Genomic DNA, 23,105 nt, shown 5'->3' on the forward strand with positions numbered 1-23,105 from the left:
TGGGCAACGAAGCAGCCCGCAAGGGCGGTGCAGGGGAGGCAGGCATGATCCCGGATTACCTCATCGTCGGCGCCGGTTCGGCCGGCTGCGCGCTGGCCTATCGGCTGGTGATGGCCGGCAAGCGCGTGGACGTCATCGAATATGGCGGCAGCGATGTCGGGCCCTTCATCCAGATGCCGGCGGCGCTGAGCTATCCGATGAACATGCGCCGTTATGACTGGGGGTTTTCCTCGGAACCCGAGGCGCATCTGGGCAACCGGCGGCTGGTGACGCCGCGCGGCAAGGTGGTCGGCGGGTCGTCCTCGATCAACGGCATGGTGTTCGTGCGCGGCCATGCCCGGGATTTCGACTTCTGGGCCGAGAGCGGCGCCGACGGCTGGGCCTATGCCGATGTGCTGCCCTATTTCAAGCGCATGGAGAGCTCGCATGGCGCGGTCAGCGACTATCGCGGCACCGAAGGGCCGCTGCATGTGACGCGCGGCTCGCGCAAGAATCCGCTGTTCAACGCCTTCATCCGGGCCGGGCGCGAGGCCGGCTACCCGACCACCGAGGATTACAACGGCGCCCGCCAGGAGGGCTTCGGCGCCATGGAGGCGACGATCTGGGAAGGCCGGCGCTGGTCGGCCGCCAATGCCTATCTGCGGCCGGCGCAGGAAACCGGGCTGCTGCGGCTGCGGCGCGGGCTGGCGCAGCGCGTGGTGTTCGAGGACGGCCGCGCCGTCGGGGTCGAGGTCAGGAATACCCGCGGCGTCAATGTGTTCCGCGCGAAACATGAGGTGATCCTTTCGGCCAGTTCGATCAACACGCCGAAGCTGCTGATGCTGTCGGGCATCGGCCCGGCGGACCATCTGCGCGCGCATGGCATCGCGGTCCGGGCGGACCGGCCCGGCGTAGGCGCGAACCTTCAGGATCACCTGGAGGTCTATATGCAATATACCGCGACCAAGCCGGTCACGCTTTACAAGCACTGGAACCTGTGGGGCAAGGGCTCGATCGGGGCGCAATGGCTGGCGACCGGGACCGGCCTCGGCGCCTCGAACCAGTTCGAAAGCTGCGGCTTCATCCGTTCGGCCGCCGGGGTCGAATACCCGGACATCCAGTATCACTTCCTGCCGCTCGCCGTGCGCTATGACGGCAAGGCGGCGGCCGAGGGGCATGGCTTCCAGGTCCATGTCGGGCCGATGCGGTCGAAGTCGCGCGGCACGGTGCGGCTGAAATCCGCCGATCCGAAGGAGGCGCCGGAGATCCGCTTCAATTACATGTCGCATCCCGACGACTGGGCCGAGTTCCGCGCCTGCGTGCGGCTGACCCGCGAGATCTTCGAGCAGCCGGCCTTTGCCGAATACAAGGGCTACGAGATCCAGCCCGGCGAGAATGTGCTGAGCGATGCGCAGATCGACGCCTTCATCCGCGAGCATGCCGAGTCGGCCTTCCACCCCTGCGGCACCGCCCGCATCGGCCGGCGGGACGACGAGATGGCGGTGGTCGATCCCGAATTGCGGGTGATCGGCGTCGAGGGGCTGCGGGTCGCCGACAGCTCGATCTTCCCGCGCATCACCAACGGCAACCTGAACGCGCCGTCGATCATGACCGGCGAAAAGGCCGCCGATCATCTTCTGGGTCAAGGCATGCTGGCGCCGCTGAACCTGGGGCCGGAGATCGCCCCTGACTGGAAGGAAAGCCAGCGTTCGGCGTGAGTTATTCTGGCTTCTTCGAATCTTTCAAGAGATCCGACAGCCCGGCGAAGGGCTTTCGGGTCTCGGTCTCGGGCGCCGGTTCGGCCGCGCCCAGAGCCGCGTCCTCGGCCCGGGGATAAAGCGGCAGGGCCAGCGCCAGTTCCTCGACCATGATCGCCTCGACGTCGATGAACGGCCCCAGCGGTTCCAGTTCCTCGTCGAGCATCTCGATTTCGTCGCCCTCGGGTGTGCCGACATGCGGCGAGTAGAGGCGGCGCACCGTCTCGTCGATGGTGGTCTTGACCGGGGCCAGCGTCACGACGCAGGGCTGCACCACCCGGGCGGACAGCTTGCCCGTGACCTCCCATGCCTCGTTCTGCGCGGCGCGGATCTCGCCGGTGAAGCTCAGCCTGGGCAGGGCGCTCAGGCCCAGCTCGCCGGCCAGCGCCTCGCGCGCCGGGGCGGCGGGGGCAAGCGTGAATGTCGTCGGTTGGCGCGGGTTCAGATGCGCCACCCGGAACCGGGTCTGCGGGGCTTTGGAATCGGTCATCGGTGGCCTTTCGTGGGCGATTTCGCCCATGGTCTGGATATTCTTGAGCGCGGGGCGCGAGTTTGCTAAGCCGGTCGCGCGGCGTCAACAGGCGCGTAAGGGGACAGTGAGAATATGAAGATTTCCCGGCGGCAGATCATGGGTCTTGCACTGGCTGCGCCTCTGGGCCTTGCCGCCTGCCAGGCCACCTATCGCAATCACGGCTATGTGCCGCCCGAGGAGCAGCTGGCCCAGGTCGTCGTCGGCCAGACCACGCAATCCGAGCTGGAGGGGCTGATCGGCCGGCCTTCGGCGCAGGGGCTGCTGACCGGCTCGGCCTGGTATTACGTCGGCTCGCGCTGGCAGTTCTACGGCCCCCGCCAGCCGCGCGAGATCGACCGCCAGGTGGTCGCCATCAGCTTCGGCGAAAGCGGCGTGGTCAGCAATGTCGAGCGCTTCGGGCAGGAGCGCGGCCAGGTCGTGGTGCTGTCGCGGCGCGTGACCGATACCGGCGTCACCAGCCTGGGGCTGATCCGGCAGCTGATGGGCAATGTCGGCCGGGTCTCGGCCGGGCAGTTGCTGGACCAGCAGTAAGGCGAAAGGGCGCCGCGGCGGCGCCCCTTGCCGTCAGCCCGCCCCGGGCACGAAGCGCAGCGCCACGCCGTTGATGCAATAGCGCAGCCCGGTGGGCGGCGGGCCGTCCGGGAAGACATGCCCCAGATGCGCGTCGCAGCGGTGACAGCGCACCTCGGTGCGGATCATGCCGTGGCTCAGGTCGCGATGCTCGTCGATGGCGCCGCCCGGTTGCGAGAAGCTGGGCCAGCCGCAATGGCTTTCGAACTTGGCATCGCCGTCGAACAGCCGGGCGCCGCAACAGACGCATTCGTAATGTCCGGGCCCTTGGGGAAAGCCCGGATGGGAAAACGGCCGCTCGGTTCCGGCCTGCCGCGTCACGCGATAGGTCTCGGGGTCCAGCGCCTCGCGCCATTCCGCATCGGTCTTGATGATCCGCTCTGACATCTTCGCACTTCAATCCTGCTATGCTGCTGTTACAAGATAGGTGCAGGGAGGGCGGTAACAAGTCGGATCAGGGCCGGTTGGCGGCCAATCAGGGGATCGGGCAAGGACGCCATGCAACCATTGCGCAAGGGCCGCTACGAGGTCAGCTTTGCTGAAACCGCAGAAGAAATTCGCGCGGCGCAGCGCCTGCGCTGGCTGTGCTTCATCGGCCGCGGCCGGCCGGACGAGGCGCCCGGGGCGCCCGGGGCGCTGGATGCCGACGATTACGACGCGCGCTGCAGCCATGTGCTGATTCGGGAAAGCGGCTCGGGCCGGCTGGTCGCCTGCTTCCGCATGCTGACGCTGTCCGGCGGGGCCGAGATCGGCGACAGCTATTCGGCGCGCTATTACAACCTGTCACGTCTGCGCGATTTCCACGGCCGCATGGTCGAGATCGGCCGCTTCTGCATTCATCCCGAACTGCAGGACCCGGACATATTGCGCCTGGCCTGGGGGGCGCTGGCCCGGCACGTCGACGAACAGCGGGTCGAGATGCTGTTCGGCTGCTCCAGCTTCATGGGCACCGATACCCAGGGCTACGAGGACGCCTTCGCCATGCTGCGCGAGCGGCACCTGGCGCCGAAACGCTGGTTGCCGCGGGTCAAGGCGCCGCAGGTGTTCCGCTTTGCCCGCGCCCTGCGGCTGCGCAAGCCCGATCCGCGCCGCGCCATGGCGGCGATGCCGCCGCTGTTGCGCTCCTACCTCGCCATGGGCGGCTGGGTCAGCGATCATGCGGTGGTGGACCGGCAGCTCGACACCCTGCATGTCTTCACCGGGCTGGAGATTGGCGCCATTCCCCCCGCGCGGGCGAAACTCTTGCGCGCGGCCGGGGCGTAAGCGGCTTTGCATCCGGCGCGCAAAGCGCCTATGTGCCGGCGCATGAGCGACAGATTCCAGTTCTCCGTCCAGGCCACCGACGGCCGCGCCCGCAGCGGTGTGATCCAGACCCCGCGCGGCGAGATCCGCACCCCCGCCTTCATGCCGGTCGGCACCGCCGCCACCGTCAAGGCCATGCTGCCCGAATCGGTGCGCGCCACCGGCGCCGACATCCTGCTGGGCAACACCTATCACCTGATGCTGCGCCCCGGCGCCGAGCGCATCGCCCGGCTGGGCGGCCTGCACCGGTTCATGAACTGGCCGCGGCCGATCCTGACCGATTCGGGCGGCTTCCAGGTCATGTCGCTGTCCAGCCTGCGCAAGCTGACCGAGGAGGGCGTGACCTTTTCCAGCCATATCGACGGCTCCAAGCATGTCCTGTCGCCCGAAACCAGCATGGAGATCCAGCGCCTGCTCGGCTCGGACATCGTCATGGCCTTCGACGAATGCCCGGCGCTGCCCGCGTCCGAGGAGGTGGTGGCGAAATCCATGCGCATGTCGATGCGTTGGGCGCAGCGCTCGCGCGACGCCTTCGGCGACCGGCCGGGCCACGCGCTGTTCGGCATCATGCAGGGCGGCGTCACCCGCGAATTGCGCGAGGAATCGGCCGAGGCGCTGAAATCCATCGGCTTCGAGGGCTATGCCATCGGCGGCCTCGCCGTCGGCGAGGGGCAGGAGGCGATGTTCGGCGTGCTCGACTATGCCCCGGGCTTCCTGCCCGAGGACCGGCCGCGCTACCTGATGGGGGTCGGCAAGCCCGACGACATCGTCGGCGCGGTGCTGCGCGGCGTCGACATGATGGATTGCGTGCTGCCCTCGCGCTCGGGCCGCACCGGCCAGGCCTGGACCCGGCGCGGCCAGGTCAACGTCAAGAACGCCCGGCACGCCGACGATCCGCGGCCGCTGGACGCGCATTGCAGCTGCCCGGCCTGCACCGGCTACAGCCGCGCCTATCTGCACCATGTCTTCCGCGCCGGCGAGATGATCTCGGGCATGTTGCTGACCTGGCACAACCTGCATTACTTCCAGGAGCTGATGGCGGGCTTGCGCGATGCGATCTCGCGCGGGCAACTGGCCGGATTCGTCGCCGAATTCGAGGCAATGCGGGCACAGGGCGACATAGAACCTTTGTAAAACGCCGGGTAATGCCTTGAACTTCTGCGAACCTTCGATATTCCCGAAGGGAATCGCCCGGCGGATGACCCGCCGCCCCTTGAAAGAGTCCTATGCCAGCCGACGCACAGACCGACCGCAAGACCGAGATCCGCACCATCGCCACCACGGCCGAACTGGCCGAATTCTGTGAACTGGCCAAGGCCCAGCCCTATGTCACGCTCGATACCGAATTCCTGCGCGAGCGGACCTATTATTCCAAGCTCTGCCTGATCCAGGCGGCGCTGCCGCCGGCCTCGGGCAAGGCGGCGGGCGGGCCGGCGGTGCTGATCGACCCGCTGGCCGAAGGGCTGTCGCTGGAGCCGCTTTACGACCTGTTCCGCCACAAGGCGACGGTCAAGGTCTTCCACGCCGCGCGCCAGGATCTGGAAATCTTCTTCCACGATGCCGGCGTCTTTCCCGATCCGCTGTTCGACACCCAGATCGCCGCCATGGTCTGCGGCTTCGGCGAGCAGGTGGGGTACGAGACGCTGGTCAAGAAGATCGCCCGCCAGCCGCTCGACAAGTCCTCGCGCTTCACCGACTGGTCGCACCGGCCGCTGTCAGAGGCGCAGGCGGCCTATGCGCTGGCCGACGTGACGCATCTGCGGGCGATCTACGAGTTCCTGTCGGCGCAGCTCGACAAGACCGGCCGCGCCCCCTGGCTGGAGGAGGAGGTCGCGGTGCTGCTGAACCCCGAGACCTATATCACCCGGCCGGACGAGGCCTGGACGCGGGTGCGCACCCGCTCGGGCTCGCCGCGCTTCCTGGCGGTGGTGCGCGAGCTGGCGCGCTTCCGCGAGAGCTTCGCCCAGGACCGCGACATCCCGCGCGCCCGGGTGTTCAAGGACGATGCGCTGATCGAACTGGCCTCGACCAAGCCGCTGACCGAGGCGGATCTGGGCAAGTCGCGGCTGCTGTTGCGCGATGCCCGGCGGGGCGAGATCGCCAGCGGCATCCTGGCCGCGGTCAAGGCCGGGTTGGAGGCCAGGGATCTGCCGAAACCGGCGCCCGAGGAACCGGGGCGGCCCGGCAATGCGGCGCTGGCCGACCTGTTGCGGGTGCTGCTGAAGGCCAAGTCCGACGCGGCCGGCGTGGCGCCGCGGCTGATCGCCTCGGCGGCGGATCTCGATGCCATCGCCTCGGGCGCCCGCGACCTGCCGGCGCTGTCGGGCTGGCGGTCCGAGGTTTTCGGCCAGGACGCGCTGCGCCTTGCCGCGGGCGAGATCGCGCTTTCCGCGCAGGGCGGTGCGGTCAAGGTGGTGCCGGTATCGGGCTGACCGGGGCTAGTCCCCGTCGGCCTTGCCGACCTCCTCGGCCACCTCTTGTGCCACCGGCGTGACCAGCACCCGGATCAGATACAGCACCACCATCGCCATTCCGGTGGCGATCAGCGCCAGCCACAGGTCGCCGGTCCCGCAGCACAGCCCGATGGCGCCGCAAAGCCACATCGAGGCGCCGGTGGTGATGCCGCGCACATTGCCCTTGTTGATGACGATCGAGCCGGCGGCCAGGAAGGCCACGCCCGCCGTCACCGCCTCGATCAGCCGCAACGGATCGGTGCGCTGCCGCTCGTCATTGGCCGTGTCCAGCGCGGTCAGTTCCATCGCCACCAGCGTGAAGCAGGCCGCCGCCAGCGCGATCAGCATATGGGTGCGCAGCCCGGCGGCGCGGGCATGGACCTCGCGCTCCCAGCCGATGACGCCGCCCAGCAGCACCGCCATCACCAGGCGCAGAACCACCACCGCGATGGGCAGGCTGGTCGGTCGCGAAAACTCCTCGGCCAGCATGTCCAGCATCGGGGTCACTTTCGTGCAGCTTTTTCCTCGATGCCCGAACGCCCCTCGCGGCGGTCGAGTTCATTTTCCACCTCGGAAAGCGTCACATCGCGCGCCGCCAGCATGACCAGCAGGTGATAGAGCGTATCGGCGGCCTCGCAGATCAGCCGCGCGCGGTCGCCCTTCACCGCCTCGATGATCGCCTCGACGGCCTCCTCGCCGAATTTCTCGGCGCATTTCTCGGGGCCCTTCGCCAGCAGATTGGCGGTCCAGCTGGTCTCGGGATCGGCGCCCTTGCGCGCCGCGATGGTCTCGGCCAGCCGTTGCAAGCCGCTCATGTCAGCCTCACGGGGATGCCGGCGGCGGCCAGATGCGCCTTGGCCTCGGCCACGGTGAAGGTGCCGAAATGGAAGATCGAGGCCGCCAGCACCGCCGAGGCATGGCCTTCCAGCACGCCCTCGGCCAGATGCTCCAGCGCGCCGACCCCGCCCGAGGCGATGACCGGCACGTTCACCGCATCGGCGACGGCGCGGGTCAGCGGGATGTTGAAGCCGGATTTGGTGCCGTCGCGGTCCATGCTGGTCAGAAGGATCTCGCCCGCGCCCTTGGCCGCGACGGTGCGGGCGAATTCCACCGCGTCGATGCCGGTGGGCTTGCGGCCGCCATGGGTGAAGATCTCCCACCTGCCGGGCGCCACGGTCTTGGCGTCGATGGCGCAGACGATGCACTGGCTGCCGAAACGGTCGGCGGCCTCGGCGATCACGTCGGGGTTGGCGACGGCGGCCGAGTTGAAGCTGACCTTGTCGGCGCCGGCCAGCAGCAGCGCCCGCACGTCCTGGTGGCTGCGCACCCCGCCGCCGACGGTCAGCGGCACGAAACAGGCCTCGGCGGTGCGGGTCACCAGGTCGTACATGGTGCCGCGATTCTCATGCGTGGCATGGATGTCGAGGAAACAGATCTCGTCGGCGCCGGCCGCGTCATAGGCGCGGGCCGCCTCGACCGGATCGCCGGCATCGACGAGATCGACGAAATTCACGCCCTTGACCACGCGGCCATCGGCGACATCCAGGCAGGGGATCACACGGGTCTTCAGCATGCGCCTTGTTACCTCGCCCCGCGCCGTCAGGCCAGCGCCTTCAGCGCCGCGTTCAGGTCGATGGCGCCGTCGTAAAGCGCCCGGCCCGAGATGGCGCCGGCGATGACCCCGGTGGCGCGCAACGCCATCAGGTCCTGCATCGAGGAAACTCCGCCCGAGGCGATGACCGGAATGTTCACCGCCCGGGCCAGCGCCTCGGTCGCGGCGATGTTGGGGCCGGCCATGGCGCCGTCGCGGTCGATATCGGTATAGATGATCGCGGCGACGCCGGCATCCTCGAAGCGATGCGCCAGGTCGACGGCCATCACGTCGGTCTCCTCGGCCCAGCCGCGCGTCGCCACCCGGCCGCCGCGGGCGTCGATGCCGACGGCGATCTTGCCCGGAAAGGCCATCGCCGCCTCATGCACCAGCGCCGGCTGCTCGACCGCCACCGTGCCCAGGATCACCCGCGCCAGCCCGCGCTCCAGCCAGGCCTCGATGGTCGCCATGTCGCGGATGCCGCCGCCCAATTGGGCCGGCACCGCGATGGCGGCCAGGATCGCCTCGACCGCGGCGGCGTTCACCGGCTTGCCGGCAAAGGCGCCGTTCAGGTCGACCAGATGCAGCCATTCCGCCCCGGCATCCTGAAAGGCGCGGGCCTGCGCGGCGGGGTCCGAGCCGAAGACGGTCGCCGCCTCCATGTCGCCGCGCAGCAGGCGCACGCAATTGCCGTCCTTGAGGTCGATCGCGGGATAAAGGATCATCGCATCTCTCCTGATAGCGTGGCGCCCCTTTGCCACAGCCGGCGCCGATCCGAAAGCCCCGGCCCCCCGAAGCCGCGACCTCACGTCAGGCTTGATCGGCGGCGGCGGGCGCCCGCATCCTGCGCCCGGGACCACACCCGCAAACAAGACCCCGGGGGAGGGGGAATCACCATGAGAACACTGGCTCTTGCCGCATCGCTCGCGCTGGCGGGCAGCGCCGTCCAGGCCGAAGGCATCGGCGGCATCTTCCAGACCCAGGCCAATGACGACGGCAATGTCGGCATGGTGCAGTTCTACGATTGCGGCGGCAAGTATTGCGGCAAGCTGATCAAGAGCTTCGACAAGGCCGGCAAGGAAATCGCCTCGCCCCATACCGGCAAGAACATCGTCGCCGGCATGACCGACGAGGGCGGCGGCAAGTTCTCGGGCGGCACGATCTGGGATCCGGGCGCCGACAAGACCTACAAGTCGAAGATGCAGCTCAGCGGCAAGACGCTGAACGTCTCGGGCTGCATCGCGGTGTTCTGCAAGACGCAGCGCTGGGTGCAGGTGAAATAGCGGCCCCGGCCTTCACCGTTTTCCAAATACTCCGGGGGAACGCCCGATGCGCCCCGTCGAGGGGCGCCTCGGGCGTGGGGGCAGAGCCCCCGCCCGCGCCGCTCAGGGGCGCCAGCGCAGGAAATTGCCGATGATGCGCAGCCCGACGGCCTGCGACTTCTCGGGATGGAACTGGGTGCCGACGATATTGTCCTTCCCGACCACCGCCGTCACCGGCCCGCCGTAATCCGCCGTGGCCAGCAGATGCGCCGGATTGGCGACGCGGAACTGCCAGCCATGCACGAAATAGGCGTGATCGCCGGTGGCGATGCCGTCCAGCAGCGGATGCGGGCGCAGCACCTGCAGGTCGTTCCAGCCCATATGCGGCACCTTCAGGCCGGGGGCGTCGATGGCGTCGATCTCGCCGCCGATCCAGCCCAGACCCGCCGTATCGCGATATTCATGCCCGGTCTCGGCCAGCATCTGCATGCCGACGCAGATGCCCATGAAGGGCACGGCGCGGTCCAGAACCGCCTCGCGCAGCGCCTCGACCATGCCGGGGACGGCGTCCAGCGCCGCCCGGCAGGCCGGAAAGGCGCCGTCGCCCGGCAGCACGATGCGCTCGGCGCGGGCCACCGTCTCGGGGTCGGAGGTCACCACCACCTCGGCCCCGGCCTCGCGCCCCATCAGCGCGAAGGCCTTCTCGGCCGAATGCAGGTTGCCGCTGTCGTAATCGACCAGCGCCACCCGCATCACAACGCCCCCTTGGTCGAGGGCAGCACGCCGGCCATGCGCGGGTCGGGCTCGACCGCCTCGCGCAGGGCGCGGGCCACCGCCTTGAAGGCCGCCTCGGCGATGTGATGCGCATTCAGCCCGTGCAGCCGGTCCACATGCAGCGTGATGCCGCCATGGGTCGAAAGCGCCTGGAAGAATTCCCGCACCAGCTCGGTGTCGAAGCCGCCGATCTTTTGCGCCGGGAAATCCACGTTCCAGACCAGGAACGGCCGGGCCGACAGGTCCAGCGCGGCGCGCACCAGCGCATCGTCCATGGCCAGGTGGAAGGAACCATAGCGCCGGATGCCCTTCTTGTCGCCAAGCGCCTGGACCAGCGCCTTGCCGATGGCGATGCCGGTATCCTCGACCGTGTGGTGGTCGTCGACCTGCAGGTCGCCCCTGGCCCGCACCGTCAGGTCGATCAGCGAATGCCGCGCCAGCTGGTCCAGCATGTGATCGAAGAAGCCGACGCCGGTGCGGTTGTCGTAGCGGCCGCTGCCGTCCAGGTCCAGCTCGACCTCGATCTGCGTCTCGGCCGTGTCGCGGGTGATCTTTGCGCGGCGCATCTGGCGTCTCTCCTCATCAGGCTTGCCGCCTTATAGGGCCCGATCCGGCGGCTGAAAAGCACGGGATGCGGCGGGAAACCCCGCCCATCCTTGTCATATGGCCGAGGCAATGCCAAAAAGTGACAAGCGACCCACAAGCGACCCATAAGGGCGACCCGCAAGGACAAGCGACCCGAAAGGATCCCGGCCGATGAGAGACGACCTGAACGCCAGCGAAAAGCGGCTTATCGCCGCCCTGGACCGCATCGACCAGTTCATCGACCGCGCGGCGGAGCGGCGCGGCGGCCCGGATGGCATCATGCCGGAGGAGGGGCTGGCGGCGCAGCTGCACGAGACCCGCGGCGAAAACCGCCGCCTGTCGCAGGAACTGGCCGCGCTGCACGAGCGGCAATCCGAAACCCTGGCCGCCTGCGAGGCGCGGCTGGCCGAGGCGCATCGGCGGCTGGTCGATGCCGGGCAGGAGGCCGCGCGCCTCGCCGCCGCCAACGAGGCGCTGGCCGAAGCGAACCGGGCGCTGATCGACGGCGCCGGGCCGCCGGGTGACGAGATCCGCCGCGCGCTGGAGGCCGAGATCGAATCGCTGCGCGCCGCCCGCGCGGCCGAGCTGGCGCAGATGGGCGACATCATCGACACGCTGGACCGGCTGACCGCGCCCGCCGCTGCCGGCGCGCAGCCGGCGGGTGCGGCCGAAGCCGCCGCCCCCGACGAAGGCGCCGGGTTCGAGGACGAGAATGCGGATCTGGACGAGGAAAGGGGCTGATCCATGGCCGAAGTCGATTTCCCGATCGGACACAAGTCCTATACGCTGGCCTGCCAGGAGGGCGAGGAGCGGCTGCTGAAGCGCGCCGCCGCGCTGCTCGATGCCGAGGCGCAGGTGATCCTGGAGCAGGCCGGTCGGATGCCCGAGCCGCGGCTCTTGCTGCTGGCCGGGCTGATGCTGGCCGACCGCACCGCGGCGCTGGAGGATCGCGCCGCCTCGGCCGAGCGCGAGCTGGCGCGGCTCAAGACCAATCCGCAGCGCGTCGAGGTGCCGGTGGTGCCCGAAAGCCTGGTCGAGGGCATGGCCGAGCTGGCCGCCCGGGCCGAGGCGCTGGCGCAGAAGGCCGAGGACCAGCTGGCGGGCTGAACGCCCGGCCGATGCCCTCGCCTGAATATTTGAGGAACGCAGTGATCCGCCGGGCGGCCGTGCCGCGTCCGGCGGCCTTGGCATGGGTATTTGGGAAACGGTGAAAGCGGCCGGCGCTGGGCCGGTTGGCGGGTTCTGCCGGTCCGCGACGCTTGTCGGACTGTCGCGGCCGGGAGGCCGCATCTTGCCGGAAAATGCCGTGATGAACCGCGGAACGGGGTGGGGCGAACCCGGGCCGGCGGGCCGGGCTTGAGAAATTTTAGAAGCAAGCCACTGATTTATCGTTAAATTAAAAACGATAGATGAACACGTCTTTTTTCTTGAAATAAACGATAATCTCTGTCGTAATTTTGGACATGAGACGCCTTGCAAGGCAATCAAGGAGGAAGAGGCATCATGATCCGCACCATCCGCGTGACCGACAGCCAGCTGGCCCATGGCCGTGTGATCCGCTGCCATCTCGACGGCCGCCTGACGGTCGAGGACGGCACCAAGCGCCTGACCGGCCATCCGCTGCGTACGGGCTTCCGGAATCGTTGCCTGGGCTTTTCGCTGCGCCGTGCGATGACGGCGGCGGCGATGCTGGGACTGGGCCTTGCCGCCCAGGCCCATGCCGAGAACGCGCTGCTGAATGTCAGCTACGATCCGACCCGCGAGCTTTACCGCGAGGTCAACGCCGCCTTTGCCGCGCAATGGCAAGCCGATGGCCATCCGGCGCCGCAGATCGAGACCTCGCATGGCGGCTCGGGCGCGCAGGCGCGCTCGGTGATCGACGGGCTCAAGGCGCAGGTGGTGACGCTGGCGCTGGCTTCGGATATCGACCAGATCGCCGCCCGGGGGCTGCTGCCCGAGGATTGGCAGGCGCGCCTGCCGCATAACAGCGCCCCCTATACCTCGACCATCGTCTTTCTGGTGCGCGAGGGCAATCCGAAGGGCATCCGGGACTGGGGCGACCTGGTCAAGGACGGCGTCGAGGTCATCACCCCCAATCCCAAGACCTCGGGCGGGGCGCGCTGGAACTATCTCGCCGCCTGGGCCTGGGCGCAGAAGCACGGTCAGGATCCCAAGGGTTTCGTGGCCGAGCTGTTCAAGCATGTCCCGGTGCTGGACAGCGGCGCGCGCGGCGCGACCACGACCTTCACCCAGCGCGAGATCGGCGACGTGCTGCTGGCCTGGGAGAACGAGGCCTATCTGGCGCTGAACGAGCTGGGCGAGGACCGGTTCGACATCGTGGTGCCCTCGGTCTCGATCCTGGCCGAGCCGCCGGTCGCGGTGGTCGACAAGAACATCGCCGATGACGAGCAGAAGGCGCTGGCCGATGCCTATCTGGGCTTTCTCTACAGTCCCGAGGGCCAGGCGCTGGCCTTCAAGCATTATTACCGCGCCTGGGACGCCAGCGCCGCCGATCCGGACGACGTGGCCCGCTTTCCCAAGCTCGACCTGGTGACCATCGCCGATTTCGGCGGCTGGAAGCAGGCCCAGCCCGAGCATTTCGGCGACGGCGGCAGCTTCGACCAGATCTATGGCGGGAATTAGGCGATGCCGGCGCTGCGCATCCAGAACTCCCCCATGCCCGGCTTTGCGCTGGGCATGGGCATCACGCTGACCATGCTGTCGCTGATCGTCATCCTGCCGGTCGGCGCGCTGCTGGCCCAGGGCGCGAGCTATGGCGCAGAGGGTATTTGGAAAACGGTGAACACGCCGCGGGTCTGGGCGGCGCTCTATCTGTCGTTCCGGCTGGCGTTTTTCGCGGCGCTGTTCAACCTGGTCTTCGGCACCTTGCTGGCCTGGGTTCTGGCGCGCTACCGCTTCGCGGGCCGCCGGCTGGTCGATGCGCTGGTCGACCTGCCCTTCGCCCTGCCGACCGCGGTGGCGGGCATCGCGCTGACCGCGCTTTATGCGCCGAACGGCGTCCTCGGCGGCATCGCCAAGGCGCTGGGCGGCAAGATCGCCTATACGCCATCGGGCATCCTGATTGCGCTGATCTTCGTCGGCCTGCCCTTCGTCACCCGCACCGTGCAGCCGGTGATCGCCGAGATCGAGCAAGAGGTCGAGGAGGCCTCGGCCACGCTGGGCGCCGGGCGGTTCCATACCCTGCGCCGGGTGATCCTGCCGATGCTGATGCCGGCGGCGCTGACCGGCTTCGCGCTGTCGCTGGCCCGCGCGGTCGGCGAATACGGCTCGGTCATCTTCATCGCCGGCAACCTGCCGCTGAAGACCGAGATCGCGCCCCTGCTGATCGTCATCAAGCTGGAGGAGTTCGACTATGACGGCGCCGCCGCCATCGGCATCGCCATGCTGCTGATTTCGTTCACCATGCTTCTGGTCATCAACCTGATCCAGATCTGGAGCCGCCGGAGGATCGGCCATGTCTGATATGCAAGCCCCCGCCCGCTGGCGCCCGGTGACCGAGGAAAGCCGGCCTGTCCGCATCGCCCTGATCGCCGTGGCCCTGGTCGGCCTTGGCATCCTGGTGCTGGCGCCGCTGGCCGTGGTCTTCGCCGAAGCCCTCGCACGCGGCGCGGCCGAGGCCGTCGCCTCGCTGGCCCAGCCCGACGCGCGGGCGGCCGTCAGGCTGACGCTCTTGGTCGCGGCCATCGCCGTGCCGGTGAACGCGGTCTTCGGCATCAGTGCCGCCTGGGTGATCACCAAGTTCGACTTTCGCGGCAAGGCCTTGCTGATCACCCTGATCGACCTGCCGTTCTCGGTCTCGCCGGTGGTGGCGGGGCTGGCGCTGGTGCTGCTGTTCGGCTCGGGCAGCCTGATCGGCGGCTGGCTGGTCGCGCAGGGCTTCCCGATCATCTTCGCCCTGCCGGGGATCGCGCTGGCCTCGATCTTCGTCACCTTCCCCTTCGTCGCCCGCGAGCTGATCCCGGTGATGATCGAGCAGGGCCGGGCCGAGGAGGAGGCGGCGCTGACGCTGGGCGCCTCGGGCTGGCGCGCCTTCCTGACCGTGACGCTGCCCAACATCAAATGGGCGCTGCTTTACGGGGTGCTCTTGTGCAACGCCCGCGCCATGGGCGAGTTCGGCGCCGTCGCGGTGGTCTCGGGCAAGATCCGCGGCCAGACCGCCACCATGCCGATCACCATCGAGATGATGTACAACGAATATCTCTCGGTCGCCGCCTTCAGCCTGGCCGCGGTTCTGGCGGCCCTCGGGCTGCTGACGCTGGCGCTCAAGACCGGGCTGGAATGGCGGCATGCCGACCAGCTGGCCGCAACCCGCAGACATTGAGGTGTCCGATGCATATCGAGATCGACGAGATCGCCAAGGAATTCGGCGCCACCACCGCGCTGCACCCGGTCAGCCTGGCCATCCCCTCGGGGGCGCTGGTGGCGCTCTTGGGGCCGTCCGGCTCGGGCAAGACCACGCTCTTGCGCATCCTGGGCGGGCTGGAATTCCCCAGCTCGGGCCGGGTGCTGTTCGACGGCCAGGACGCGACCGGGCTGACGGTGCAGGAACGCCGCGCCGGCTTCGTCTTCCAGAGCTACGCGCTGTTCCGGCACATGACGGTGTTCGAGAACATCGCCTACGGGCTGCGCGCCCGCCCGCGCCGCGCCCGGCCGCCGCAGGCCGAGATCGGGCGCCGGGTCACCAAGCTGCTGGAGCTGATCCAGCTGCCGCAGATCGCCAGGCGCTTCCCCAGCCAGCTGTCGGGCGGCCAGCGCCAGCGCGTCGCCCTGGCCCGCGCCTTGGCCATCGAGCCGCGCATGCTGCTGCTCGACGAGCCTTTCGGCGCGCTCGATGCCCGGGTCCGCAAGGAGCTGCGCCAGGGGCTGCGCGAGATCCACGACACCACCGGCCTGACCACGGTCTTCGTCACCCATGACCAGGACGAGGCGATGGAGCTGGCCGACCTGGTGGTGGTGATGTCCATGGGCCGGATCGAGCAGGTCGGCCGCCCGCAGGACATCCGCGCCCGGCCGGCGACGGCCTTCGTGCGGGGGTTCATCGACGCCTGAGGCCGGCGCGGATTCACCGGTCTCCGGGGAATAAGGCCGCCCCGGTCGCGGCATGGCTGTGGCGGGGGGTTTTCGCCGCGCCGCGGCGTGCCTAGATGAAGGCTTTCGGAACCCGTGCAGGAGACATGATGGAACGCCTTCTCGAACGCAGCCTTTTCGCCAGCCGCTGGATGATGGCGCCGATCTATGTCGGGCTGGCGCTGTCCCTGCTGATCCTGCTTTGGGTCTTTGCGCTGGAGTTCTGGCACCTGGTGCAGATCCTGCCGGTGATGACCGTGAACGACGCGGTGCTGGGCGTGCTGGCGCTGATCGACCTGAGCCTGGCCGCCAACCTGCTGCTGATCGTGATCTTCTCGGGCTACGAGAATTTCGTCAGCCGCATGGACCTGAGCGGGCACGAGGACCGGCCGAACTGGCAGGGCGAGGTGGATTTCTCGGGGCTGAAGCTGAAGCTGGTGGCCTCGATCGTGGCGATCTCGGGCATCCATCTGCTGAAGGTGTTCATGGATGTCAGCAAATACAGCGCCGACCAGATCCGCTGGATGGTGGTGATCCATCTGGTCTTCGTGATCTCGGGGGTGCTGCTGGCGGCGATGGACTGGATCTCGAACCATGGCAAGACGCTGAAGAAGGCCAAGGCGGCGCAGGGCTGAGCCGCCGCGCCGGTCGCGCGGCCGCCGGGGTATTTGGGAAACGGTGAAGGGCAGGGGCGTCGCGTCGGGGCGGCGCCCCCGGCGCGTGCCGCGGATTTTTGGCCGGGCGGGCGGCGCGGACCCTTGCGACTTTGCCCGCCATGGCTATAACCCCGGACGATTTATCAGCCGCCAGCCCGAGGGACCGCCATGCCGAAAAGAACCGATATCAAATCCATCCTGATCATCGGTGCCGGTCCCATCGTCATCGGGCAGGCCTGCGAATTCGACTATTCCGGCGCCCAGGCCTGCAAGGCGCTGCGCGAGGAGGGCTACCGGGTCATCCTGGTGAACTCGAACCCCGCCACGATCATGACCGATCCCGAGATGGCGGATGCGACCTATATCGAGCCGATCACCCCCGAGGTGGTGGAAAAGATCATCGCCAAGGAACGGCCGGACGCGCTGCTGCCGACCATGGGCGGGCAGACCGGGCTGAACACCGCGCTGGCCCTGGCCGACATGGGGGTGCTGAACCGCTACGGCGTCGAGCTGATCGGCGCGCAGCGCGCCGCCATCGAGATGGCCGAGGACCGCAAGCTGTTCCGCGAGGCCATGGACCGCATCGGCCTGGAGAACCCGCGCGCCACCATCGTCGCCGCGCCGAAGCATCCGAACGGCCGCTATGACATCGCGGCCGGGGTTGCGATGGCCATGGAGGCGCTGGAGGATATCGGCTTGCCCGCCATCATCCGTCCCGCCTTCACCCTGGGCGGCACCGGCGGCGGCGTCGCCTATAACCGCGACGATTACGAGCGCATCGTGCGCACGGGCCTGGAGGCCTCGCCGGTGGCGCAGGTGCTGGTGGACGAGAGCCTGCTGGGCTGGAAGGAATACGAGATGGAAGTCGTGCGCGACCGCGCCGACAACGCCATCATCGTCTGCTCGATCGAGAACGTCGATCCGATGGGCGTGCATACCGGCGACTCGATCACCGTCGCCCCGGCCCTGACCCTGACCGACCGCGAATACCAGCGCATGCGCAACGGCTCCATCGCCGTGCTGCGCGAGATCGGCGTCGAAACCGGCGGCTCGAACGTGCAATGGGCGATCAACCCGGCGGATGGCCGCATGGTGGTGATCGAGATGAACCCGCGCGTGTCGCGCTCTTCGGCGCTGGCCTCCAAGGCCACCGGCTTCCCCATCGCCAAGATCGCCGCCAAGCTGGCGGTGGGCTATACGCTGGACGAGCTCGACAACGACATCACCAAGGTGACGCCGGCTTCGTTCGAGCCCTCGATCGACTATGTGGTGACCAAAATCCCGCGGTTTGCGTTTGAAAAATTCCCCGGCTCGAAGCCCGAGCTGACCACGGCGATGAAATCCGTGGGCGAGGTGATGGCCATCGGCCGGACCTTCCATGAATCGCTGCAAAAGGCGCTGGCCTCGATGGAGAACGGCCTGACCGGCCTTGACGATATCGAGATCCCCGGCGCGCCCGACAAGGCCGCCATCGTCAAGGCGATCAGCGCCCAGACCCCGGACCGGCTGCGGCTGATCGCCCAGGCCATGCGCCACGGGCTTTCCGATGGCGAGATCCAGCACGCCACCGCCTTCGATCCCTGGTTCCTGTCCCGCCTGCGCGAGATCGTCGAGGCCGAGAACGCGGTGCGCGCGGCCGGCCTGCCCGCCGACCTGGACGGGCTGCGCCGGCTGAAGATGATGGGCTTCACCGACGCCCGGCTGGCGGCGCTGTCCGGCCAGCCCGAGGCCGCGGTGCGCAAGGCCCGCCGCACCCATGACCTGCACCCGGTCTTCAAGCGCATCGACACCTGCGCCGCCGAGTTCGAGGCCCAGACCCCCTATATGTATTCGACCTACGAAGTCCCGGCGATGGGCGAGGTCGAGAACGAAGCCCGCCCCAGCGACCGCAAGAAGGTGGTGATCCTCGGCGGCGGCCCGAACCGCATCGGCCAGGGCATCGAATTCGACTATTGCTGCTGCCACGCCTGTTTCGCGCTGACCAAGGCCGGCTACGAGACCATCATGGTCAACTGCAACCCCGAGACGGTCTCGACCGATTACGACACCTCGGACCGGCTGTATTTCGAACCGCTGACCCTGGAACACGTGCTGGAAATCCTGCGCATCGAGCGCGAGAACGGCACGCTGCACGGCGTCATCGTCCAGTTCGGCGGCCAGACGCCGCTGAAACTGGCCAATGCGCTGGAGGAGGAGGGGATCCCAATCCTCGGCACCACGCCCGACGCCATCGACCTGGCCGAGGACCGCGAGCGCTTCCAGAAGCTGCTGAACGACCTGGGCCTGAAGCAGCCGATCAACGGCATCGCCCATTCCGACGCCGAGGCCATCGAGATCGCGCGGCGCATCGGCTTCCCGCTGGTCATCCGCCCCTCCTACGTGCTCGGCGGCCGCGCCATGGAGATCGTGCGCGACATGGACCAGCTCAACCGCTACATCCGCGAGGCGGTCCAGGTCTCGGGCGACAGCCCGGTGCTGCTCGACAGCTACCTCTCGGGCGCCATCGAGGTCGATGTCGACGCGCTCTCGGACGGCAGCACCGTCCATGTCGCCGGCATCATGGAGCATATCGAGGAGGCCGGCGTCCATTCCGGCGACAGCGCCTGCTCGCTGCCGCCGCACACGCTGGACGCCGCCACCATCGCCGAGCTGAAGGTCCAGACCGTCGCCATGGCCCGCGCCCTGAACGTCGTCGGGCTGATGAACGTGCAATTCGCGCTGAAGGACGGCGCCATCTACGTGCTCGAGGTCAACCCGCGCGCCTCGCGCACCGTGCCCTTCGTCGCCAAGGCCACCGACAGCGCCATCGCCTCGATCGCAGCTAGGCTGATGGCGGGCGAGCCGATGGCGAACTTCCCGGCCCGGCCTGCCTATCCCGAGGGCGTCGGCCCCGAGGACAGCCTGCCCTTCGCCGACCCGCTGACGCTCGCCGACCCGAACACGCCCTGGTTCTCGGTCAAGGAGGCGGTGCTGCCCTTCGCCCGCTTCCCCGGCGTCGACACGCTTCTGGGCCCGGAAATGCGCTCGACCGGCGAGGTCATGGGTTGGGACCGCAACTTCGCCCGCGCTTTCCTCAAGGCGCAGATGGGGGCGGGGACGCAGTTGCCTTCCGAGGGGCTGGTCTTCATCTCGGTCCGCGACGCCGACAAGTCCGAGGCGCTGGCCCAGGCCGGCCGCGACCTGACCGAGATGGGTTTCAAGCTGGTCGCCACCGCCGGCACCGCCCGCTTCCTGCGCGAGGCCGGGGTCGAGACCGAGCTGGTGAACAAGGTCTATGAAGGCCGCCCGAACATCGTCGACCGGCTGAAGAACGGCGAGATCGCCATGGTGCTGAACACCACCGAGGGCGCGCAGGCCATCGCCGATTCGCGCGAGATCCGCGCTGTCGCGCTGAACGACAAGATCCCGTATTATACGACCGCGGCGGGGAGCATCGCGGCCGTGGCGGCGATCAAGTCGCGCGGGGAAGGCGAGGTCGGGGTGCGGGCGTTGCAGGCTTGAGGGGCTGCGACTTCACCCAAGAATAAGCAAAGGCCGCCCCGTAGGGCGGCCTTTGTTTTCGGCCCATAACCGCCAGTCGAGTTCAGCGTATGCTGCGCGGCGGCATGCTCCGAACCGGCCACTGGACGCGGGGCGCAGCATTTCGGGATGCGGAGCGTCAGGGCTGCGGACGAAGCAGATGATCTCAGACGCAGCCAATCATTGAGGCTGGTCACGAATGACCTATTGGTTAAATTGTGGAAATTGCAACTCTGTAGGGCAGCCACGCCAGCTTTGGTTGACTTGGAATACTCATGCACCTTTCAATAGAACAAAAAGAGTTCGGGAGGACGAGCGATGAAACTTGAGAAGGTCCACGTCACCAATTTCAGGTCTGTCGACGACAGCGAGGAGTTCGGTGTCGAGCCGGTCACATGCCTCGTTGGTAAGAACGAGGCCGGCAAGAGCGCCATCCTTCTGGCCCTTGCGGCGCTCAACCCGCATCCCTCGACCCCGGCCGCCTTCGACAGGGAGCGCGACTACCCGCGCCGCTTGCTAACGCAATACGACGATCGGCATGGTGGGGACGCCGCCGTCGCGATCACCACGAGTTGGCGGTTGACGCCCGCAGAGCTCACCAGCATCGCCGCGGCGGTGGGCGAGGACGTCGTGACAGCCGACGTCGTCACGATCTCCCGCGCCTACGGAAAGGACATTGATGTCTCCATCGGCATCGACTTCGGCAAGGCGCTCGAGCATCTCTATGTGAAGTTCGAGCTGGATGATTCCGAACGATCTGTCCTCACTACCGCCGGCACGACATCGACGCTGATTACGGCGCTCGGCAAGCTTTCCTCGCCAACTGAGCGCCATACGGCTCTTAAGGCCCACCTCGATGCCGTTGGCACGGTGACCGGCCGAGTCAGCAAGCTCATCTGCGGGATGATGCCCAAGTTCATGTATTTCGCTGCCTACGACCGAATGGACGGCGCAATCCAACTTGAACTGACGCGGCAGCTGATCGCGAACGGGCAGATCAACCAGGACGCTCACCGCGGCGCCCGCCTGTTCGCCGAGTTCCTCGAATACGCCCGCGTCTCCATCGACGACATCACGAAGGTCGACACCTACGAGACTTTCAACGCACGTCTGCAGGCGGCCTCGAATGACATTACCGACTAGGTGCTCGAATACTGGACTCAGAATCCGGACCTGAGCGTCGTCGTCCGCGTCGAGCAGTCGCGGTCGGGCGATCCAGCGCCGCTCAACACCGGCATGATTGCCTGGGCGCGGATTCACAACGGGTTGCACCGGGTCGATACGCCGTTCTCCGAGCGAAGCGCCGGCTTCGTCTGGTTCTTCTCCTTCCTTGTAAAGTTCGCGCAGGTGCAGGACGAGGAGACGCCCGTTGTTCTGCTGCTCGACGAACCCGGCCTGACCCTGCACGGTAAGGCACAGGCCGACCTGCTGCGCTTTTTCAAGGAGAAGCTCGCCCCCTACCATCAAATCATCTACTCGACGCATTCGCCCTTCATGGTGCCGGCCGACGAACTCGCCTCCGTGCGCATCGTTGAGGACAAGGTCGAGATGAAGGGTCAGCGCCGGATGCCGCTGGGCACCAAGGTGCGCGAGGACGTCCTTACACGCGATCCCGATACCCTTTTTCCGCTGCAAGGCGCGCTTGGCTACGAGATCAGCCAGTCGCTGTTCGTCGGCGAGCACACGCTCCTCGTCGAAGGACCCAGCGACGTCCTCTACATCCAGGCGCTGTCCGACGCGCTAAAGCGTCGCGGGCGCGCCGGGTTGGATCCGCGGTGGACGCTTTGCCCGGCGGGCGGCATTGACAAAATCCGCCCGTTTGTCGCGATGTTTGCCGGCAACGCCCTCCATGTCGCGGTGCTCTCTGACCAAGCGCAGGGCGACAAGCGCAAGGTCGAGGAGATGAAGCGTTCGGACGTCCTCAAGGCGGGGCACTTTTACACCATGGCTGACTTCCTCCAGCGGACCGAGGCCGACATCGAGGATATGTTCGAGCCGGAGCTGTTCGCGTCGATCCTCAATTCGACGTACGGCCTCAAGGGTGCGGCTCTGCTCGATGCGAAGAAGCTCGCCGACGCGCAGACGGGCACGGTGCGGCTGGTGAAGCTGGCCGAGGCGGCCTTCGCGGTCATGCCGGCGACGGTCGCCGAGTTTGACCATTTCACCCCGGCGGGCTGGCTCATACGCAATCCAAAGGTGCTGGACGGAAAGTCGGCGGCGGTAACCGCGACCTTGGATCGCGCCCAGACGGTATTCGACACCTACAATGATCTTTTCTGACGCGTAGCCTACGTCCATGACGGCGCGCATTTTCCGCACGTATTAACTTTGCGGCGGGTGCTGCCGGCTGAACGTAGGTCAGCTTCGTTATGGTCGCCGCCCGAAACTTCACTGTTGGCAACCCGGCCCTTTGCCGCCGGTCGCTTGGTGCGGGTGCTCACACCCGCTTCCTCCAAAGCTGCCGGTCGACAGGCACTGCAGCAAGAGGCTGGCCGCAATGGCAGCGAAGCGTACTGGAAACCGCACATGCTGCCATAGTTGCTGCGCAGCGATCTGGCTCATGCACCCTAACCGTTGATACAGGATCTGGCTCAGTGCCTCATTCGGGCAGACATAAGGCGCATGGCATCCGCGCCGCCTCGGTCAATCCGGGCAGCTCGGCGGACGCTACTGCGAGGACTGCCATATCTTGGTCAAGGTGACAGCCAACTCACCAAATGGGCACAACGAAGGGAACCTTCGAAGTGATGTTGGCCCCACCGGCATTGCCCTGAGGTGCACATGTCAGTGAGGCCATCCGATTGACGTAGTTCGTAGCAGATGGAAGAATGAAGCTGCGGAGTAAACAACCCGTTAAGCGCAAGTGCGGCAAGCATACATAGTTTAACACCAGGGCGAAACAGAAAAAATGCAGAATGATCTTGAGACGCTGGCACTGCAGCTTAAGGGTGAGGAAGGAAACGAGGCGGAAACCCGAGGCTCTGTTGCACAAATCGCGTGAGGGATTCATCTCGCGAATCCAGGGTGGTAGCTGGGA

24 protein-coding genes are annotated in these 23,105 nt (G+C 67.4%); 16 read left to right on the top strand and 8 right to left on the bottom strand.

Features of this window, described 5'->3' with window-relative positions:
• The first annotated feature begins 44 nt into the window (after window positions 1-44).
• Window positions 45-1,697, top strand: a complete 1,653-nt coding sequence (betA, locus tag ACFOMP_RS19150; protein ID WP_379033535.1) for a choline dehydrogenase — start codon at window positions 45-47, stop codon at window positions 1,695-1,697.
• Window position 1,698: 1 nt separating this feature from the next.
• Here the strand turns inward: betA and ACFOMP_RS19155 are convergent, their stop codons facing one another.
• Window positions 1,699-2,226: a YceD family protein gene (locus ACFOMP_RS19155; RefSeq protein ID WP_379033538.1), complete on the bottom strand. Its 528-nt coding sequence runs from the start codon at window positions 2,224-2,226 to the stop codon at window positions 1,699-1,701.
• A gap of 114 nt (window positions 2,227-2,340) precedes the next feature.
• Here ACFOMP_RS19155 and ACFOMP_RS19160 point away from each other — a divergent pair, with 114 nt between their 5' ends.
• Window positions 2,341-2,799: an outer membrane protein assembly factor BamE gene (locus ACFOMP_RS19160; RefSeq protein ID WP_289895633.1), complete on the top strand. Its 459-nt coding sequence runs from the start codon at window positions 2,341-2,343 to the stop codon at window positions 2,797-2,799.
• Window positions 2,800-2,832: 33 nt separating this feature from the next.
• Here ACFOMP_RS19160 and msrB read toward each other — a convergent pair whose 3' ends face one another.
• Window positions 2,833-3,225 carry a peptide-methionine (R)-S-oxide reductase MsrB gene (msrB, locus tag ACFOMP_RS19165; protein WP_379033541.1) on the bottom strand — a complete coding sequence of 131 codons (393 nt, stop codon included), beginning with the start codon at window positions 3,223-3,225 and terminating at the stop codon, window positions 2,833-2,835.
• 111 nt (window positions 3,226-3,336) lie between these two features.
• Here msrB and ACFOMP_RS19170 point away from each other — a divergent pair, with 111 nt between their 5' ends.
• The 3 genes from ACFOMP_RS19170 (at window position 3,337) to rnd (ending at window position 6,572) form a co-directional block, all read left to right on the top strand.
• Complete coding sequence (locus ACFOMP_RS19170; RefSeq protein WP_379033544.1) at window positions 3,337-4,101, top strand: GNAT family N-acetyltransferase; 765 nt, start codon at window positions 3,337-3,339, stop codon at window positions 4,099-4,101.
• 42 nt (window positions 4,102-4,143) lie between these two features.
• Complete coding sequence (gene tgt, locus ACFOMP_RS19175; protein WP_289895630.1) at window positions 4,144-5,274, top strand: tRNA guanosine(34) transglycosylase Tgt; 1,131 nt, start codon at window positions 4,144-4,146, stop codon at window positions 5,272-5,274.
• A gap of 128 nt (window positions 5,275-5,402) precedes the next feature.
• Window positions 5,403-6,572 carry a ribonuclease D gene (gene rnd / locus ACFOMP_RS19180; RefSeq protein WP_379033576.1) on the top strand — a complete coding sequence of 390 codons (1,170 nt, stop codon included), beginning with the start codon at window positions 5,403-5,405 and terminating at the stop codon, window positions 6,570-6,572.
• A 6-nt stretch (window positions 6,573-6,578) separates the two neighbouring features.
• On the opposite strand, the gene ACFOMP_RS19185 is transcribed toward rnd, so the two are convergent.
• From ACFOMP_RS19185 to hisA, 4 genes are read right to left on the bottom strand one after another with little or no spacing between them, the layout of a single operon-like run.
• A complete protein-coding gene (locus ACFOMP_RS19185) occupies window positions 6,579-7,091 on the bottom strand; it encodes an MgtC/SapB family protein (protein WP_379033549.1) in 513 nt (170 codons plus the stop codon).
• 5 nt (window positions 7,092-7,096) lie between these two features.
• Window positions 7,097-7,408: a phosphoribosyl-ATP diphosphatase gene (locus ACFOMP_RS19190; protein WP_019352683.1), complete on the bottom strand. Its 312-nt coding sequence runs from the start codon at window positions 7,406-7,408 to the stop codon at window positions 7,097-7,099.
• Window positions 7,405-8,166 carry an imidazole glycerol phosphate synthase subunit HisF gene (gene hisF / locus ACFOMP_RS19195; protein WP_289895629.1) on the bottom strand — a complete coding sequence of 254 codons (762 nt, stop codon included), beginning with the start codon at window positions 8,164-8,166 and terminating at the stop codon, window positions 7,405-7,407. Before hisF ends, ACFOMP_RS19190 begins: the two co-directional genes overlap by 4 nt.
• 26 nt (window positions 8,167-8,192) lie before the next feature.
• Complete coding sequence (gene hisA / locus ACFOMP_RS19200; protein ID WP_289895628.1) at window positions 8,193-8,909, bottom strand: 1-(5-phosphoribosyl)-5-[(5-phosphoribosylamino)methylideneamino]imidazole-4-carboxamide isomerase; 717 nt, start codon at window positions 8,907-8,909, stop codon at window positions 8,193-8,195.
• Window positions 8,910-9,080: 171 nt separating this feature from the next.
• On the opposite strand from hisA, the gene ACFOMP_RS19205 reads away from it, so the two are divergent.
• Complete coding sequence (locus ACFOMP_RS19205) at window positions 9,081-9,467, top strand: DUF2147 domain-containing protein (protein ID WP_379033554.1); 387 nt, start codon at window positions 9,081-9,083, stop codon at window positions 9,465-9,467.
• Window positions 9,468-9,569: 102 nt separating this feature from the next.
• Here ACFOMP_RS19205 and hisH read toward each other — a convergent pair whose 3' ends face one another.
• Entirely contained in the window at window positions 9,570-10,199 is a 630-nt protein-coding gene (gene hisH / locus ACFOMP_RS19210; RefSeq protein ID WP_379033557.1) for an imidazole glycerol phosphate synthase subunit HisH, read from the bottom strand.
• Window positions 10,199-10,786 carry an imidazoleglycerol-phosphate dehydratase HisB gene (hisB, locus tag ACFOMP_RS19215; protein ID WP_289895626.1) on the bottom strand — a complete coding sequence of 196 codons (588 nt, stop codon included), beginning with the start codon at window positions 10,784-10,786 and terminating at the stop codon, window positions 10,199-10,201. Before hisB ends, hisH begins: the two co-directional genes overlap by 1 nt.
• A gap of 190 nt (window positions 10,787-10,976) precedes the next feature.
• Between hisB and ACFOMP_RS19220 the strand changes: the two genes are divergently transcribed.
• The 10 genes from ACFOMP_RS19220 to ACFOMP_RS19265 all read left to right on the top strand — a co-directional run bounded on the left by ACFOMP_RS19220 (window position 10,977) and on the right by ACFOMP_RS19265 (window position 22,348).
• Window positions 10,977-11,546, top strand: a complete 570-nt coding sequence (locus ACFOMP_RS19220) for a hypothetical protein (protein WP_289895625.1) — start codon at window positions 10,977-10,979, stop codon at window positions 11,544-11,546.
• Between the two features lie 3 nt (window positions 11,547-11,549).
• Complete coding sequence (locus ACFOMP_RS19225) at window positions 11,550-11,912, top strand: cell division protein ZapA (protein ID WP_289895624.1); 363 nt, start codon at window positions 11,550-11,552, stop codon at window positions 11,910-11,912.
• Window positions 11,913-12,308: 396 nt separating this feature from the next.
• A complete protein-coding gene (locus tag ACFOMP_RS19230) occupies window positions 12,309-13,448 on the top strand; it encodes a sulfate ABC transporter substrate-binding protein (RefSeq protein ID WP_379033561.1) in 1,140 nt (379 codons plus the stop codon).
• Between the two features lie 3 nt (window positions 13,449-13,451).
• Window positions 13,452-14,288: a sulfate ABC transporter permease subunit CysT gene (gene cysT, locus ACFOMP_RS19235; RefSeq protein WP_289895622.1), complete on the top strand. Its 837-nt coding sequence runs from the start codon at window positions 13,452-13,454 to the stop codon at window positions 14,286-14,288.
• Complete coding sequence (gene cysW / locus ACFOMP_RS19240; protein ID WP_379033564.1) at window positions 14,281-15,147, top strand: sulfate ABC transporter permease subunit CysW; 867 nt, start codon at window positions 14,281-14,283, stop codon at window positions 15,145-15,147. The genes cysT and cysW overlap by 8 nt, the downstream gene beginning before the upstream one ends.
• Before the next feature lie 8 nt (window positions 15,148-15,155).
• Window positions 15,156-15,875 carry a sulfate/molybdate ABC transporter ATP-binding protein gene (locus tag ACFOMP_RS19245; protein ID WP_379033567.1) on the top strand — a complete coding sequence of 240 codons (720 nt, stop codon included), beginning with the start codon at window positions 15,156-15,158 and terminating at the stop codon, window positions 15,873-15,875.
• A gap of 128 nt (window positions 15,876-16,003) precedes the next feature.
• On the top strand, window positions 16,004-16,528 hold the full coding sequence (locus ACFOMP_RS19250; protein WP_289895619.1) for a TIGR00645 family protein: 525 nt from the start codon (window positions 16,004-16,006) through the stop codon (window positions 16,526-16,528).
• Between the two features lie 189 nt (window positions 16,529-16,717).
• Window positions 16,718-20,050, top strand: coding sequence for a carbamoyl-phosphate synthase large subunit (carB, locus tag ACFOMP_RS19255; protein WP_289895618.1), 3,333 nt, complete (start codon window positions 16,718-16,720; stop codon window positions 20,048-20,050).
• 336 nt (window positions 20,051-20,386) lie between these two features.
• Window positions 20,387-21,211, top strand: a complete 825-nt coding sequence (locus tag ACFOMP_RS19260; protein WP_379033570.1) for an AAA family ATPase — start codon at window positions 20,387-20,389, stop codon at window positions 21,209-21,211.
• Window positions 21,212-22,348, top strand: coding sequence for an ATP-dependent nuclease (locus ACFOMP_RS19265; RefSeq protein WP_379033573.1), 1,137 nt, complete (start codon window positions 21,212-21,214; stop codon window positions 22,346-22,348).
• Window positions 22,349-23,105: the final 757 nt, after the last annotated feature.

Source organism: Paracoccus simplex, assembly GCF_042648325.1.
GTDB lineage: Bacteria > Pseudomonadota > Alphaproteobacteria > Rhodobacterales > Rhodobacteraceae > Paracoccus > Paracoccus simplex.

Coding starts and splice junctions, on each gene's coding strand:
- betA (WP_379033535.1), top strand. CDS start 45: ATGATCCCGGATTACCTCATCGTCGGCGCCGGTTCGGCCGGCTGCGCG.
- ACFOMP_RS19155 (WP_379033538.1), bottom strand. CDS start 2,226: ATGACCGATTCCAAAGCCCCGCAGACCCGGTTCCGGGTGGCGCATCTG.
- ACFOMP_RS19160 (WP_289895633.1), top strand. CDS start 2,341: ATGAAGATTTCCCGGCGGCAGATCATGGGTCTTGCACTGGCTGCGCCT.
- msrB (WP_379033541.1), bottom strand. CDS start 3,225: ATGTCAGAGCGGATCATCAAGACCGATGCGGAATGGCGCGAGGCGCTG.
- ACFOMP_RS19170 (WP_379033544.1), top strand. CDS start 3,337: ATGCAACCATTGCGCAAGGGCCGCTACGAGGTCAGCTTTGCTGAAACC.
- tgt (WP_289895630.1), top strand. CDS start 4,144: ATGAGCGACAGATTCCAGTTCTCCGTCCAGGCCACCGACGGCCGCGCC.
- ACFOMP_RS19185 (WP_379033549.1), bottom strand. CDS start 7,091: ATGCTGGACATGCTGGCCGAGGAGTTTTCGCGACCGACCAGCCTGCCC.
- ACFOMP_RS19190 (WP_019352683.1), bottom strand. CDS start 7,408: ATGAGCGGCTTGCAACGGCTGGCCGAGACCATCGCGGCGCGCAAGGGC.
- hisF (WP_289895629.1), bottom strand. CDS start 8,166: ATGCTGAAGACCCGTGTGATCCCCTGCCTGGATGTCGCCGATGGCCGC.
- hisA (WP_289895628.1), bottom strand. CDS start 8,909: ATGATCCTTTATCCCGCGATCGACCTCAAGGACGGCAATTGCGTGCGC.
- ACFOMP_RS19205 (WP_379033554.1), top strand. CDS start 9,081: ATGAGAACACTGGCTCTTGCCGCATCGCTCGCGCTGGCGGGCAGCGCC.
- hisH (WP_379033557.1), bottom strand. CDS start 10,199: ATGCGGGTGGCGCTGGTCGATTACGACAGCGGCAACCTGCATTCGGCC.
- hisB (WP_289895626.1), bottom strand. CDS start 10,786: ATGCGCCGCGCAAAGATCACCCGCGACACGGCCGAGACGCAGATCGAG.
- ACFOMP_RS19220 (WP_289895625.1), top strand. CDS start 10,977: ATGAGAGACGACCTGAACGCCAGCGAAAAGCGGCTTATCGCCGCCCTG.
- ACFOMP_RS19225 (WP_289895624.1), top strand. CDS start 11,550: ATGGCCGAAGTCGATTTCCCGATCGGACACAAGTCCTATACGCTGGCC.
- ACFOMP_RS19230 (WP_379033561.1), top strand. CDS start 12,309: ATGATCCGCACCATCCGCGTGACCGACAGCCAGCTGGCCCATGGCCGT.
- cysT (WP_289895622.1), top strand. CDS start 13,452: ATGCCGGCGCTGCGCATCCAGAACTCCCCCATGCCCGGCTTTGCGCTG.
- cysW (WP_379033564.1), top strand. CDS start 14,281: ATGTCTGATATGCAAGCCCCCGCCCGCTGGCGCCCGGTGACCGAGGAA.
- ACFOMP_RS19245 (WP_379033567.1), top strand. CDS start 15,156: ATGCATATCGAGATCGACGAGATCGCCAAGGAATTCGGCGCCACCACC.
- ACFOMP_RS19250 (WP_289895619.1), top strand. CDS start 16,004: ATGGAACGCCTTCTCGAACGCAGCCTTTTCGCCAGCCGCTGGATGATG.
- carB (WP_289895618.1), top strand. CDS start 16,718: ATGCCGAAAAGAACCGATATCAAATCCATCCTGATCATCGGTGCCGGT.
- ACFOMP_RS19260 (WP_379033570.1), top strand. CDS start 20,387: ATGAAACTTGAGAAGGTCCACGTCACCAATTTCAGGTCTGTCGACGAC.